This window comes from Gammaproteobacteria bacterium (assembly GCA_028819075.1).
Lineage (GTDB): Bacteria > Gemmatimonadota > Gemmatimonadetes > Longimicrobiales > Gaopeijiaceae > BD2-11.
Genome location: JAPPMM010000043.1, coordinates 108,857 through 122,249 on the forward strand (window position 1 = coordinate 108,857; position 13,393 = coordinate 122,249).

Annotated in this window: 13 protein-coding genes; 5 read left to right on the plus strand and 8 right to left on the minus strand. The window is 68.3% G+C overall.

Going from position 1 to position 13,393, the window contains the following annotated elements:
- Window positions 1–2 precede the first annotated feature (2 nt).
- From OXU32_10810 to OXU32_10840, 7 genes are all read right to left on the minus strand, one after another.
- Window positions 3–1,490 (minus strand): VCBS repeat-containing protein, encoded by a 1,488-nt coding sequence (locus OXU32_10810; protein MDE0074437.1) that lies wholly within the window; start codon window positions 1,488–1,490, stop codon window positions 3–5.
- A gap of 145 nt (window positions 1,491–1,635) precedes the next feature.
- Window positions 1,636–2,532 (minus strand): hypothetical protein, encoded by an 897-nt coding sequence (locus OXU32_10815; protein MDE0074438.1) that lies wholly within the window; start codon window positions 2,530–2,532, stop codon window positions 1,636–1,638.
- A gap of 114 nt (window positions 2,533–2,646) precedes the next feature.
- Entirely contained in the window at window positions 2,647–3,084 is a 438-nt protein-coding gene (locus OXU32_10820; GenBank protein MDE0074439.1) for a hypothetical protein, read from the minus strand.
- Window positions 3,081–4,067: a MoxR family ATPase gene (locus OXU32_10825; protein MDE0074440.1), complete on the minus strand. Its 987-nt coding sequence runs from the start codon at window positions 4,065–4,067 to the stop codon at window positions 3,081–3,083. Before OXU32_10825 ends, OXU32_10820 begins: the two co-directional genes overlap by 4 nt.
- A 57-nt stretch (window positions 4,068–4,124) precedes the next feature.
- A complete protein-coding gene (locus OXU32_10830) occupies window positions 4,125–4,919 on the minus strand; it encodes a xanthine dehydrogenase family protein subunit M (protein ID MDE0074441.1) in 795 nt (264 codons plus the stop codon).
- A gap of 12 nt (window positions 4,920–4,931) precedes the next feature.
- The gene (locus OXU32_10835) at window positions 4,932–7,307 is read right to left on the minus strand and encodes a xanthine dehydrogenase family protein molybdopterin-binding subunit (GenBank protein ID MDE0074442.1); all 2,376 of its coding nucleotides are present in this window, start codon (window positions 7,305–7,307) and stop codon (window positions 4,932–4,934) included.
- Window positions 7,304–7,777: a (2Fe-2S)-binding protein gene (locus OXU32_10840; protein MDE0074443.1), complete on the minus strand. Its 474-nt coding sequence runs from the start codon at window positions 7,775–7,777 to the stop codon at window positions 7,304–7,306. The genes OXU32_10835 and OXU32_10840 overlap by 4 nt, the downstream gene beginning before the upstream one ends.
- Before the next feature lie 263 nt (window positions 7,778–8,040).
- On the opposite strand from OXU32_10840, the gene OXU32_10845 reads away from it, so the two are divergent.
- From OXU32_10845 to OXU32_10865, 5 genes are all read left to right on the plus strand, one after another.
- Window positions 8,041–9,090 (plus strand): DUF1028 domain-containing protein, encoded by a 1,050-nt coding sequence (locus tag OXU32_10845; GenBank protein ID MDE0074444.1) that lies wholly within the window; start codon window positions 8,041–8,043, stop codon window positions 9,088–9,090.
- A gap of 21 nt (window positions 9,091–9,111) precedes the next feature.
- Window positions 9,112–10,380, plus strand: a complete 1,269-nt coding sequence (locus OXU32_10850; GenBank protein ID MDE0074445.1) for a hypothetical protein — start codon at window positions 9,112–9,114, stop codon at window positions 10,378–10,380.
- 70 nt (window positions 10,381–10,450) lie between these two features.
- Window positions 10,451–10,708: a type II toxin-antitoxin system RelB/DinJ family antitoxin gene (locus OXU32_10855; protein MDE0074446.1), complete on the plus strand. Its 258-nt coding sequence runs from the start codon at window positions 10,451–10,453 to the stop codon at window positions 10,706–10,708.
- 1 nt (window position 10,709) lies between these two features.
- Entirely contained in the window at window positions 10,710–10,982 is a 273-nt protein-coding gene (locus OXU32_10860) for a type II toxin-antitoxin system YafQ family toxin (protein MDE0074447.1), read from the plus strand.
- A gap of 219 nt (window positions 10,983–11,201) precedes the next feature.
- On the plus strand, window positions 11,202–12,221 hold the full coding sequence (locus OXU32_10865) for an ankyrin repeat domain-containing protein (protein MDE0074448.1): 1,020 nt from the start codon (window positions 11,202–11,204) through the stop codon (window positions 12,219–12,221).
- Between the two features lie 3 nt (window positions 12,222–12,224).
- Here the strand turns inward: OXU32_10865 and OXU32_10870 are convergent, their stop codons facing one another.
- Window positions 12,225–13,379: a LuxR C-terminal-related transcriptional regulator gene (locus OXU32_10870; GenBank protein ID MDE0074449.1), complete on the minus strand. Its 1,155-nt coding sequence runs from the start codon at window positions 13,377–13,379 to the stop codon at window positions 12,225–12,227.
- Between the last annotated feature and the right edge of the window lie 14 nt (window positions 13,380–13,393).

Genomic DNA, 13,393 nt, shown 5'->3' on the forward strand with positions numbered 1-13,393 from the left:
GTTCAGCCGCCCTGGGGCACGATCAGCCAGCGACCGTCGTAGTCCGCCGGAAGGACGCCCTCCCGCACCACGGTCGACCGCTCTCCCCCGGCGATGAAGGTCACGCGGACATCCACGCGCACCACGTCCGGCGGAAGGCCGAAGTGGGCCGGCGCGGTGCCCTGCGAGCAGTAGCCGCCCCCCGTGTCGATCAGGCGGGTGCCCAGCAGCGCACCGGTCTCGTGGTCGAGGAGTTGGACCTCCGCGCCGGGGACCATCGACCGCCCCGTGGCGTCGGCGGCCGCAACCTGCAGTGAGCGGGCCGCCGTTTCCGGGGCGAGCAGGTTGCGGTACAGGTGGTGGGTGCCGCCGGCCTCGTCGTTGTTGGCGATCGACAGGTCCAGATCGCCGTCGCGGTCGAAGTCCGCCCAGGCCACGCCGTGGCTGGGGCCGTGCTCGAGGAGGTTCGCCGGGAGCGCGTTCCGGAAGCGGCCGCCTCCGGCGTTCATGAACAGGTGGTCCTCGACCGCGGCGATGCCGGACAGATAGGAGGTCACCACCAGGTCGGGCAGGCCGTTGTGGTCCACGTCCCCCCAGACGGCCGACGTCGAATGGTAGTCGACGCCCAGCGTGGCCGGATCGGTGACGTCCGTGAACGTGCCGTCGCCGTTGTTGCTCCAGAGGATGTCCGGCCCGTAGGTGGCAACGAACAGATCCAGGTCGCCGTCGTTGTCGAAATCGGTCACCGCCGCGGCCACGCTGCCGTATTCCGCTCCCCTGCCCGGGTGGTTCATGCCCAGCGCGGGAGCGACATCCACAAACGTGCCGTCGCCCTCGTTGCGGTAGAAGGCGTCCTCGTCGCCGTTCTGGTTGGACACGTGCACATCCAGATCGCCGTCCCGGTCGTAGTCGAACCAGGCGACGCCGACGGTGCGGCGGGGGTCGCCCAGGCCTGACTCGGCGGTCACGTCGGTGAAGGTCCACGCCGGGGCGTCTCCGGCCGGTGAATTGCTGACGCTTTCCCGCGGAGCCCCGTCTTCGCCCGGTGCCCCGTCGTTCCGAAACATCCGGTTGGGCTGATCGCGCAGCGCGACGAAGAGGTCGAGGTCGCCGTCCCCGTCGTAGTCGATCCAGCTCGGCTGCCGGCTGGTGCCCACCAGATCCACCCCCAGACCGGGCGCTACGTCTGTGAAACGACCCCCGTCGTTGCGATAGAGCCGGTTCGGCGTGCCCTCCGCGACCGGATATCCGACGTAGAGATCAGGATCGCCGTCGCCGTCGTAGTCACCCCACGCTCCGGCCCGCGTGTCCTCGAGGTCCGCGAGCCCCACCTCCACGGCCACGTCCACGAAGCCCCCACCGTCGTTGCGGTAGAGGCGATTCGGCGTGTAGCGCATCCCCACGAACAGGTCCAGATCTCCGTCGCCGTCGTAGTCGGCCCAGGAGTTGGTTTGGGCCCCTGGAGTCTCGAAGAGGTCCGGCTGCACCCGGTCGAACGCAACGGGGGTCATCCCGGCCTCTCCCGTGTCGCAGGCCGTCGCAAAGGCCAGCAACAGGAGGAGTACGCGTAGTCGATGTCCCGAATGCAGCGGTGCATCTGCGGAATACGGCAAACCATCTCCCGAATTCAGCAGTCCATCTCTCGAATCCAGCCGTCTATCTCCCGAACGAGTACGAGAAGTTTATGAGCGGCACGCAGCAGCCCCCGTCGCCGTCGGCGATGGCGCCCATGGCTCCGACTTCGGTGTTGAAGCGGTCGCCGATGATGCGGACCCCTGCCGACAGGACGACGCCCACTGCGTCGGGAAGGACATAGTTCTCGGTGATGAGCTTGATCCTGCGGCTGACCCGGGTCTCGCCGCCCAGCATGAACGCCGGCTCGTTCAGGACCTCGTCTCCCGAATAGAAATAGCCGATGCCCGCGGAAAGGGCCCTTTCCGTGTCACCGAACGTCGCCACGCCGTACGCGACCCCAACCACCTCGTCATCGAAGAAGAAAGCGAGCGTTCCGACGGATGCCTGGACCTCGGCCTGCCGGATAATCTGCAGCTTCGGACCAAGGTAGAACGGCTCGAGTTCCCCGAAGAGAATGGGCGCCCCGCCTACGATGGTGAAGCGGTCGGTGATCCCGACCGCGGCGAACGGCAGGACGACCACGTAGGTGCCGATGTACGACTCACCACCCCTGAGCGAGCGCCCGGTCGATGTGAAGAACAGCCTCGTACCGCCGGGATCCTCGGCCCAGAACTCGCCCTCCACCACCTGCCCGCTGGCCGGACGGACGGCTTCGATCCCGGAACGTTCCACATCGAGGCGGGCCCCGCCCACGGTTTCGAAGACCACACGTGCCCCATCCAGCTCCACGACCTGCGCAAAGATCACCGAGCCGTCGCCGAGCCGAACCTCGTAGATGGTGTCGCTGGGAGCGGGGATGTCGGGGGGCGCCTGAGCCTGGACTGCGGCCGGGGAGACGAATGCCCCCGCGAGAGCGGAAACGGCGATGACAAGCACCGGCACCGGGGAAACAGCTGGAACTCGGCGCAAGCTGCGCATATGTCCTCCGTGCAATCGCGATGTGGATTCCGGAACACCTTGTCCGGATACACTACCGCAGCGCTGAAGGGCCAACCTGGCCAGTACCAAACAACTGGCGGCGCGCTGCCGCACTCAGAACGAGATGTAGCCCCCGATCTGGAACAGAACGAGCGCATCGTCGCTGTCTGCCAGCGACTGCCGGTCCAGGATCACGCGTCCGCCGTACCGCCGGCCGAGCGTCAGGCTGGCGCCGAGGGTAGTGAGGATATCGTCACCGTCGTAGGCGAGTCCCGCGCGCGCCGCTGGCCGCGCGAGCCAATCGGCGCGTCCGAGCCGGACGGACAGGCCTCCGCGGCTGGTCGTGCCCGCGGCATCGATGCAGCGCCAGTTGTCGACGTTGGCGTACACCGACACCGGGTCGGCGACACGGGCCTGGACGCCGACGTAGTGCCCGGGACAGGCGATGCTGTTGCCGCCGTCGATGCCTGCTTCAAGCATCAGCGATTCCGGCGCATCCTGGGCCTGTATCGGCGCAGCCAGCAGCAGGCACACGACCATCAGACGTTTCATGACTGATCCTCCGCCCCCGCCATCGCCTCCTCCACACCCCCGTCGCGCCGCAACTGCTCCAGGTCGTCCTGGTACTTGAGCAGCACGCCCAGCGTGCGATTCACGGTCTCGCGGTCCAGGATCCGGCGGTCCAGCGCCATCAGGGCGCGCGCCCAGTCCAGGGTCTCGGCGACGCCGGGCCGCTTGAAGAGCTCCATCTCGCGCACCCTGCGCACGAACCCCACGACCTGGCCGCTGAGCTGCGCCGGGGCCTCCGGAACCCGCGACGCGAGAATCGCCATCTCCCGATCCGCCGTGGGATAGTCGATCCAGTGGTAGATGCAGCGGCGCTTGAGGGCGTCGTGGATCTCGCGGGTGCGGTTGGAGGTGATGACGACCACCGGCGGGGTTTCCGCGCGGATGGTGCCCAGCTCGGGGATGGTGATCTGGAAGTCCGAGAGTACTTCGAGGAGATACGCCTCGAAGGGCTCGTCGCTGCGGTCGAGTTCGTCGATCAGCAGCACGGGCGCGACCTTGCCGGGAGGATCCAGCGCCTGTAGAAGGGGCCGCCGGATGAGGAACTCCTCTCCGAAGACGTCGCGCTCGGCGGCGGGCAGCGAACCGCCAGGGCCGGAGGCGCCGTCGCCCGTACGCCCGTCCCGTCCCAGCTCCGCGGCCCTGATGTGGATCATCTGTTTCGCGAAGTTCCACTCGTACGCGGCCGCGGCCATGTCCAGTCCCTCGTAGCACTGGAGCCGCACCAGGGGCTTGCCCAGCGCGCCGGCCACGGCCCGAGCCAGCTCCGTCTTGCCTACCCCCGCCTCGCCCTCCAGGAACAGGGGACGGCCAAGCTCGAGCGCCAGAAAGAGCGCGGTCCCCAGACTCGCGTCCGCGACGTAGCCCTGGCTGCCGAGAAGCGCCACTGCCTCGTCGACGGATCGCGGAAAGGAAGCAGAACCGCTCTCCCCGTCGACTGAACGCGGCAAGGGCGCAGGACCGCTCATCTCAGCGCGGCCCCGCGCCCTCTCTTTTTCGTCCATCTGACGCTTCGCCGGACTCCGCTAGCCGCAGGCCTCCACGGCCCGCTTCGCCATCACCGTGACCAGATGGGCCCGGTACTCGGCGCCCGCCACGTTGTCGGACAGGAGTCCGTCCGCGGACACGCCGATCCCCGACACCGCATCGGCCGAGAAGTCGTCCGCCAGCGCGGCCTCCATCTCCGCCACCCGGAAGACGCCCGCGCCCGCACCGGTCACCGCGACCCGCACTCCGTCGTCACCCCGGGCCACCATGACCCCCGCGACCGCATACTTCGACGCCGGGTTCTCGAACTTCGCGTAGGCGGCCCGCGCCACGATGGGGAAGCACACGGCGGTGACCAGCTCATCCTCCTCGAGCGCGGTCTCGAACATCGACCCGAAGAAGTCGTCCGACGAGATCTTGCGCCGGTCGGTGATGATGGTCGCTCCCAGCCCGACGCACGCCGCCGGATAGTCGGCCGCCGGATCGTTGTGCGCCACCGAGCCACCGATGGTGCCGCAGTTGCGCACCTGCGGATCGCCGATGCGGCCGGCCATCGCCGCCAGCGCCGGGATGCGCTCCTGCACCACGCTCGACGCCGCAACCTGCGCGTGCGTGCAGCAGGCCCCGATCTTGAGGCAGTGCCCGTGATCCTCGATGTCGCTCAGCCCCGGCACGTTGCGCAGCGACACCAGATCGCTCGGCGCCGCCATGCCCAGCTTCAGGACGGGCACGAGGCTCATCCCTCCCGCCAGCACCTTGCCGTCGTCCGCGCCCCTGAGGGCGCTCAGGACACCGTCAACCGAAGACGGTGCGTGATATTGGAAATCGTCCACTGTCGCCTCCGGTCAGTCCTGGGCCTGTGCGGCCTGAATCGCTTGCCAGACCCGCTCCGATGTCGCGGGCATCTCGATGTGGGTCACCCCCAGCGGGCTCAGCGCGTCGACCACCGCGTTGATCACCGCGGGCGGAACGCCGATGGAGCCGACCTCGCCGACTCCCTTCACACCCAGCGGGTTATGCGTGCAGTGGGTGGTGTTGTGGTTGATGTTGAAGTTGGGCAGGTCACCCGCGCGCGGCATGGTGTAGTTCATGTACGAACCGGTCACCAACTGGCCCTCCGCGTCGTACTCGCAGTGCTCGAGCAGCGCCTGTCCGATGCCGTGCGCCAGGCCGCCGTGCAGCTGCCCGTTCACGATCATGGGGTTGATGATGCGCCCTACGTCGTCGGCGCCCGTCACCGCCACCAGCTCCACGACGCCCGTCTCCGGGTCCACCTCCACCTCGGCGACGTGGGTCCCCGCCGGGAAGGTGAAGTTGAGCGGATCGTAGAATGCGGTCTCCTCGAGTCCGGGCTCGAGCCCCTCGGGATAGTTGTGCGGGACGTAGGCGGTCAGCGCGACCTCGCCGATGCTCTTGGAGCGGTCGGTCCCGGCCACGGTGAAGTTGCCGTCGGCGAACTCGATGTCCTCCTCTGAAGCCTCAAGGAGATGCGCGGCGATCTTCTTGCCCTTGGCGATGACCTTCTGCACCGCGTTGTAGATGGCCGTGCCCCCCACCGCCAGCGAGCGCGACCCGTAGGTGCCCATGCCGAAGGGGATGGAGTTGGTGTCGCCGTGCACCACGTCGACGGCATCGAAGCCCACGCCCAGCGTCTCGGCGACGATCTGGGCGAAGGTGGTTTCGTGCCCTTGGCCGTGGCTGTGCGTGCCGGTGAAGACCGATACCGAGCCCGTGGGATGCACGCGCACGCTGCCTACCTCGTACAGGCCCGCGCGCGCGCCCAGCGATCCCACCACCGCCGAGGGCGCGATGCCGCACGCCTCGATGAAGGTGGAGATGCCGATGCCGCGCAGCTTGCCCCGGCCGGCCGCCTCCGACCGCCGCGCCTCGAAGCCGTCCCAGTCCGACGCCTCGAGGGCGAGATCCAGGGTGGCGTCGTAGTCGCCCTGGTCGTACTGGAGCGCGACCGGCGTCTGGTAGGGGAATTCGCGGATGAAGTTGCGGCGCCGGATGTCGACCCGGTCGATGCCGGTCGCGGCCGCGGCCTTGTCGACCAGGCGCTCGAGCAGGTAGGTGGCCTCCGGCCGCCCCGCTCCCCGCAGCGCGTCCACCGGGACGGTGTTGGTGAACACCCCCTCGACCTCGCAGTAGATGGCGGGGGTCGTGTACGGCCCCGCGAACAGGATGCCGTACAGGTAGGTGGGCACGCAGGTCGCAAAGGTGGAAAGGTAGGCGCCCAGGTTGGCCTGGGTGGAGACCTTCAGGCCGACGAACTTGCCGTCCTCATCGAGCCCCAAGGTGGCCGTGCTGGTGTGGTCGCGGCCCTGGGTGTCGGAGACGAAGGCCTCCGAGCGGTCGGACGTCCACTTCACCGGCCGGCCCAGACGGCCCGCGGTCCAGGTGATTATGGCCTCTTCCGCGTAATGGGGGATCTTGGAGCCGAAGCCGCCCCCGACGTCGGGCGCCACGATGCGCAGCTTGTGCTCGGGCAGCCCGAGCACGAAGGCGCCCAGCAGCAGCCGGATCAGGTGCGGGTTCTGGCTGGTGGTGTACAGGGTGTACACGTCCGTGGTCGGGTCGAAACTCCCGATGGCGGCGCGCGGCTCGATCGCGTTGGGGACCAGCCGCTGGTTCACCACGTCGATGGAGACCGTATGGGCGGCGCCGGCGATGGCCTCCTCCGCAGCGGCACGGTCGCCCACCTCCCAGTCGTAGCACAGGTTGCCGTCGGCCTCGTCCCACACCTTTGGCGCGCCGTCCGCGCGCGCGGCGGCCAGCGAAGCGACCGCGGGCAGCTCCTGGTAGTCGATGTCGATCAGGGCGGCCGCCTCGCGCGCCTGGTCGCGGGTCTCGGCGACCACGATGGCCACGACCTCGCCCACGTGGCGCACTTTGCCGATGGCCATCGGCGGGTGCGCGGGCTCCACCATCGGCGACCCGTCCTTCGAGTGGATCAGCCAGCCGGTGGGAACGCCGCCCACGCCCTCCATGTCGGGCCCGGTGAACACCGCGTGAACCCCCGGCGCCGCCTCCGCTGCGCTGGTGTCGACGCTCGCCAGGTTCGCGTGCGCCACGGTCGAGCGCAGCAGGTGGGCGTACAACTGCCCGGGCAGGTTGATGTCGTCGGTGTAGCGGCCGCGCCCGGTGAGGAAGCGCGCGTCCTCCTTGCGCTTCAGCGACGCGCCGATGAAGCCGGTTCCGTTGCTGCCGTTGTCGCTCATGACCCACCTCCCATCGCGTCCGCGCCGGCCATCACGGCCTTCACGATGTTGTGGTAGCCGGTGCACCGGCAGAAGTTGCCGTCGAGCCAGTGCCGGACGTCACCCTCGCTCGGGCTCGGATTCCGGTTCACCAAGTCGATGGCGCTCATCACCATTCCGGGCGTGCAGAACCCGCACTGCAGCCCGTGGTGCTCCCGGAAGGCCTCCTGCATCGGATGCAGGTCCGCCCCGTTCGCAAGTCCTTCGATGGTGGTCACCTCCGCCCCGTCGGCGTCCACCGCGAGGCAGGTACAACTCTTCACGGACTGGCCGTTCATGTGAACGACACAGGCCCCGCACTGGCTGGTGTCGCACCCCACGTGAGTCCCGGTCAGCGCCAGTTGCTCGCGCAGGAAGTCGACCAGGAGGGTGCGGCCCTCGACATCCGCCGAGCGCGAGACCCCGTTCACCGTCATCGTTACCGCGGGCATCGATCCTCCTTTCGCAAGATGAGGATGCATCAACAAAAGCATCGATTAATCAGATTCACGGGCGTCGTTCCGCCGTATCGACGCAACCGGTCCCGCCGAGTTTATCTAGGGTGTCGCCGCTGACGCAATCTTTGTTGCCGCGCCGCGCCGCCCTACGTTGGCGGCAGTCTGCTCCTTCCCCGGGGACGCGCGCTTCCCAAGCTGGGCGGCAGGCCGTCCCCCGGCCGGCAGCAGGCCGTGGAACACCACTCCGAGGAGGACCGATGATCGCTCGACGAATGATGACCCTGACGCTCGTGGCGCTCGCGCTTGCGGCGGACGCCCGCGCACAGGAACCGGCAGGGTGGCGGACGGGCGAAGAGCTCGTCTTCCACACCTTCTCGATCGCGGCCATCGACCCCGCCACCGGGGAATCGGGGGTGGCGGTCACCACCCGCAACGCGTGCGTGGGCAATGGGGTGCCATGGGTGCGCAAGGGCGTGGGCGCGGTGGCCACCCAGGCGGCGACCCGTACCGAGTACGGCTACGAACTCCTCGACCTGATCGAGCAGGGCGTGTCCCCGGAGGATGCGCTGGCCCAGCGCCTGGCGGCCGACGACAACGCCGCAAGCCGCCAGATCGGGGTGATCGGCCTGGACGGCCGCTCCGCCCAGCACACCGGGACGCGCAGCCAGTGGGCGGGTCATCGCGCGGGCCTCAACTACGTGGCGCAGGGCAATACCCTGGTCGGGCCGGAAGTCGTCGATGCCGTGGGCGAGAGCTTCGAGTCCACCGAGGGCACGCCGCGCCACCTGGCCGACAGGCTCATCGAGGCCCTGCAGGCCGGGCACCTGGTGGGCGGGGATGCGCGCCACGGCGAGGCCCAGTCCGCCGCGGTCATCGTCGCCGATCCGCGCCCCGGCATGGCACGCCGCGAGGACGGCCTCACCGTGCAGATCAACGTGTGCGAGCACGAGGACCCGCTCGCCGAGATGCGCCGCATCTACAACGCCATCTCCGAGACGCTGGGCTTCCGCATCCTGCAGCAGGAGGTTGGGCGCGACATCTATCAGCTCAAGCTCATGCTGCACGAGCTGGGTTACTACCGTCCGGAGGCCGACGACGTCTCGCCCCAGGATGACGACTGGAACGTCTACACGCAGGATGCCGTCGATGCCGTGGACCGCTACCGGGCCGAGCAGGGATGGCGCACGACCGTTCCGGGGTACGTGGATGCGGCCACGATCGAGCAGCTGTGGAGCGACCTGGAGGAGGCGGGGACAGCCGAGGAGGTGCGCCAGCGGCTTCTGGAGGTACAGCGGATCCGCAGATAGGCGGGGCTGCAATGGGAGCCGATGATGGCCGCGATCACCCGGTGTGAGCCCGCGCGCACGACGGCAGAGGCGTCGGTCGGACCGTCGCGCGGATCTCGCCCGCTCCCCGCGCTTCCCTGCCTCGTCGTGGCCCTCTCGCTCTTCCCCTTGCCTGGCGCCGCCCAGCAACCCGGGCTCTCCGGCTACTACCTGAACGTCGGCACTCATGTGCAGGAGAGCGTGCTCGGGCCGGCGGGCGCGTCGGACGTGCAGCGCCTGCGCCTCATGTGGAACGCGGCGCCCGGCCCGCTGCGTCTGGACGCCGCGTACGAGCAAACCCTGACGTTACGTCAGGCCGGCGCACCCGGCGCACAGCTCTTCACCGCTGCGGGCACGGTCTCCGGAGGCGACTGGCTCTCGCTGGACGGCGAGATCCACTCCGGCAAGCGCGCCGAGTGGCGGCATCGCTTCGACCGGCTGAGCGCGCGGGTCGACCTCGGCGCCAACGCGGACCTCACCGTCGGCCGACAGCCGGTGTCGTGGGCGACCACCCTGGTCCTCACCCCCGCCGACCCCTTCGCCCCGTTCGATCCCTCCGACCCCTTCCGCGAGTACCGCATCGGGGTGGACGCCGCGCGCCTGCGCTACTATCGGGGGGCGTTCACGCAGTTCGAGGTGGTGGCCCGCCCCGCCCGCGTCGGCGAACGCGAGACGCTCACCCTGCTCGGACGCGCGAGCACCAACGCGGCGGGCTGGGATGTGGGGGGATGGGCGGGCGTCGTCCACGACACCTTCGGCGGTGCGGCCTTCCTGAGCGGAGCGGTGGGGTCGTGGGCGCTCAGGGCCGAAGCGGCGGCGCGTGACCTGGACGGCCGCACGGCCCTGCGCGGGGCGATCGGGCTCGACCGCACCTTCCTCATCGGCGCGCGCGACCTCTACGTCGTCATCGAATACCAGCACGACGGCCTGGGCGCGACCTCCCCGGACGAACTCGTCGCCACCGCAACCAGCCGCGCCTTCGCCCAGAGCGAGATGCAGGTGCTCGGCCGCGACACGGGGGTGCTGCAGCTCTCGTACGCGCTGCACCCTCTGGTGTCGGTGAGCGCGCTATGGCTTGGCAGCCTGCGTGACGGCTCATTCCTCGTGTCGCCGGGCCTGAGCTACTCGGCGACGGAGAGCCTTGCGCTGCGGCTCGGGGCGTTCTTCGGTGTTGGCGACGACCCACCGGGGCAAGACCTGACTCCAACCCTCAGGTCCGAATACGGGGCCCTCCCCAGAGTGCTCTTCCTGTCGGCCAACTGGTTCTTCTAGCGTGAGATCTACTTGCGAGCGATACTCGGTGTAGCTACACTGTAGCTAAATTGCAAAAGGGAGATCCAGAATGAGTACAGACACCGTTGTGCGCGCCCGCATCGACAGCGATACCAAGGCACGGGCCACCGAGGCACTCCAGGCCATGGGTCTGACCGTGTCCGACGCGATCCGCCTCCTGATGCTGCGGGTAGCAGAGGAAAAGCGGCTGCCCTTCACCATCCAGGTGCCCAATCGGACCACCGTCGAAGCCATGAAGGAACTGGCCGCCGGCAAAGGCCGACGGTTCGACAGCGTTGAGGAGTTGTTCCGCGATCTCGACATCTGACATGCTGATCCCCGTCCGCTCCTCGCGGTTCAGGCGTGACGTCAGGAAAGCAAGAGCGCGGGGTAAGGATATGGACAAGCTGCGGGCGCTGCTGGCATCGCTGGTCCAGCGGGAGCCCTTGACCGCGCGTCATCGCGATCATCCGCTGCGAGGAATCTGGAAGGGATACCGGGAGGCGCATATCGAACCGGATTGGCTCGTGATCTACCATATCAAGGGTAGCGAGTTGCACTTGGTCCGTACCGGTACCCACTCCGACCTGTTCAAGGAATAGGCGGGTCGCCGCGGGCCGATCCTCACCCCGACAACCTTCGATAGTCCCCTCACGCGTATCAGTGACGCTTGAACTCCCAGGCATTGTGAGCTTTCAGGCGCTATATCCCCCAATATGGGAGGTACGCTACGGTCGGCATCCCCCGTAGATTCATTCTCAGACTGTCCAGCGATGCACCATCGTGGGCAACGACGCAGGATTCAGAATGAGGCACCGCAGATGAACACGAGGACCATTACGCGGAGCCTGCTCGCGATCGGTCTCGCGGCCTGCGGAGGCGGCGACGCCGATCCCGTGACTCCCGCTGCCACCGATACCTGCCCCCTCGGTTGGAATACGAGCGCGTTCTTCCAGTCCGCAACCGCAGAGACCATCCGTGCGTGCGTCAGCGCGGGCGAGAATGTGAACTCTCGGGCTCCGGATGGAAGGACCCCCCTCCACTTCGCGGCGTCGAATACGGATGACCCGGCGGTGATCCGGGCGTTGATCGACGCCGGCGCGCGCCCCAGCACTCGCAACGACGAGGACCAAACCGTGCTGTGCGTGGCGGCGGCCGAGAACGAGAACCCGGCGGTGATTCAGGCTCTGATCGACGGGGGGGCGCAGGTGACCGACCTGTGCGGACATGTTTCGGACGCCCAGCATGGCATCACGCCGCTCCACCTGGCAGTGCGGGACAACCCGAATCCCGACGTGGCGGAGGTGCTCATCCTGGCGGGCGCGGACATCGACGCCAATCCGCTTCGGCGCGGCACGCCGCTCTGCCTGGCGGCCAGGCAGAGCGTGAACACGGAGATGATTCGCCTTCTCTTGCGGCACGGCGCGGGAGTGGGTTGGTCCGCCCAATGCGCGGCCAGCAACGAAGACCCCGCAGCGATTCGGATCATGATCGAGGCGGGCGCCAGCCTCTCTCGGGTCCTGCACGTCTCCATCTTCAATCGAACAACGCTGGTGACGGAGATCGTGATCGGAGCGGGAGCCGATCTGAACGAGCCGATAACGCTGGAGTTGAGAGAAGGGACGACGGAGGGATCCACGCCCTTGCACCTCGCAGCCAGGACCACTGGAATCAACTTGGAGGCCGTTGAGTTGTTGCTCATGGCCGGAGCCGATCCGAATCTCCGGGACAGTACCGGACGAACTCCGCTGGACTGGGCGGAGACAGGGGGGCGGACGGCACTGGCGGCACTCTTGCGGGAATACGGCGGGAAGCCCGGCGCCGAGGCCGCTGAGGTCTAGCTGCTAGGGGCCGCGAGACCGGGGAAAGCCCTCCAGCGACAGCACCCGCCGCACCAGATCCGCCTGCCGCGAGATGCCTTGCTTGCGGAAGATCCGCTTCAGGTGCCAGCGGACGGTACCCTCCGTGCGCCCCGTGGCCGCGGCGATCTCTCGCACGGTTCGGCCGGCTGCCAACATGGTCGCGAGCCGGCTCTCAGCCGGACTCAGGTCCAGTGCCTCCGCCACGAGGCCGGGATCGATCCGGGGCCGGCTTGCCGGATCGGCGATCAGCACAAGCGCGGCTACTCGCTGTGCGCGAAGGTCCCATTCGCGCCTGGTCACAGGAGTGACGTGAACGGTCAACCGCGTGCGGGCGTTGGGCGGTGCGATCGTCATCGAACCGGCCGACGCCGGGAGGCCGTGCGGAGGCAACGCACGGGCCAGCAGCCGCTGCAGCGCGTCGTTCTCCACAAAGCCGGCCGCGCTCAGGACACGACCCCTGTCGGAGAGTGCTCTACCTTGACTCAGGAGGCGGCGCGCCCGGTCGTTCGCGGCCACAATGCGCGCGCGCGAATCGAGCTGGATGACGCCGAAGCGGTCGTTGTCGAGCAACTCCGCGAGCGAACTGCCCAGCGCCCTCGCGTCATCCAGCACCCCCCGCACTCGAGCGAACTGGCGGATGTGCGGCAGAAGGTGCTCGATCGTCTCCACCTGGGCCGTATTCCAGCCCCGGTCAGGTTCCGACGAGTCAGCGAGGATCCAGAGGACATGCGAGCCGCTTGATCCGTCCAGGCGCACATGGAGGCCGCTCTTCTTCGTCCTCCACCATGTGCGGTTGCATGCGGGCGAGGTCTTCTTCTCCTGCTCAGTGTACAGGCGGCCGGACGGAATCAATTGAGCGTCGGGCAGCCTCAGGGCGCGCGGGACCCTCTCGTCGCGGTGGTAGAACTCCGAGAAGTACTGCTTGTCGTGGTCCGTGCGGCGCTCGTTGCCGTAACAGCTCTCCGAGAAGAAGATCTGCGCGTCGGCCGCCGAACTCCCCCGGCCGATCACCAGCGAGTTGCCCCTCGTCCTTACGATCTCATTGATCGTGCAGGCCGGCACGGTCCATGGAACATCGCCGAGCGCGGCGTCGTGCAGCATTCCCACGATGCGTTCCAACTGGTCCTGACTTGTCATGGCATCATGGAGGC

Excerpts from the sequence above, each read along its gene's own strand:
- OXU32_10810 (MDE0074437.1), bottom strand. The coding sequence starts at position 1,490 with ATGACCCCCGTTGCGTTCGACCGGGTGCAGCCGGACCTCTTCGAGACT.
- OXU32_10855 (MDE0074446.1), top strand. The coding sequence starts at position 10,451 with ATGAGTACAGACACCGTTGTGCGCGCCCGCATCGACAGCGATACCAAG.
- OXU32_10820 (MDE0074439.1), bottom strand. The coding sequence starts at position 3,084 with ATGAAACGTCTGATGGTCGTGTGCCTGCTGCTGGCTGCGCCGATACAG.
- OXU32_10865 (MDE0074448.1), top strand. The coding sequence starts at position 11,202 with ATGAACACGAGGACCATTACGCGGAGCCTGCTCGCGATCGGTCTCGCG.
- OXU32_10850 (MDE0074445.1), top strand. The coding sequence starts at position 9,112 with ATGATGGCCGCGATCACCCGGTGTGAGCCCGCGCGCACGACGGCAGAG.
- OXU32_10835 (MDE0074442.1), bottom strand. The coding sequence starts at position 7,307 with ATGAGCGACAACGGCAGCAACGGAACCGGCTTCATCGGCGCGTCGCTG.
- OXU32_10815 (MDE0074438.1), bottom strand. The coding sequence starts at position 2,532 with ATGCGCAGCTTGCGCCGAGTTCCAGCTGTTTCCCCGGTGCCGGTGCTT.
- OXU32_10860 (MDE0074447.1), top strand. The coding sequence starts at position 10,710 with ATGCTGATCCCCGTCCGCTCCTCGCGGTTCAGGCGTGACGTCAGGAAA.
- OXU32_10845 (MDE0074444.1), top strand. The coding sequence starts at position 8,041 with ATGATCGCTCGACGAATGATGACCCTGACGCTCGTGGCGCTCGCGCTT.
- OXU32_10870 (MDE0074449.1), bottom strand. The coding sequence starts at position 13,379 with ATGACAAGTCAGGACCAGTTGGAACGCATCGTGGGAATGCTGCACGAC.
- OXU32_10825 (MDE0074440.1), bottom strand. The coding sequence starts at position 4,067 with ATGAGCGGTCCTGCGCCCTTGCCGCGTTCAGTCGACGGGGAGAGCGGT.
- OXU32_10840 (MDE0074443.1), bottom strand. The coding sequence starts at position 7,777 with ATGCCCGCGGTAACGATGACGGTGAACGGGGTCTCGCGCTCGGCGGAT.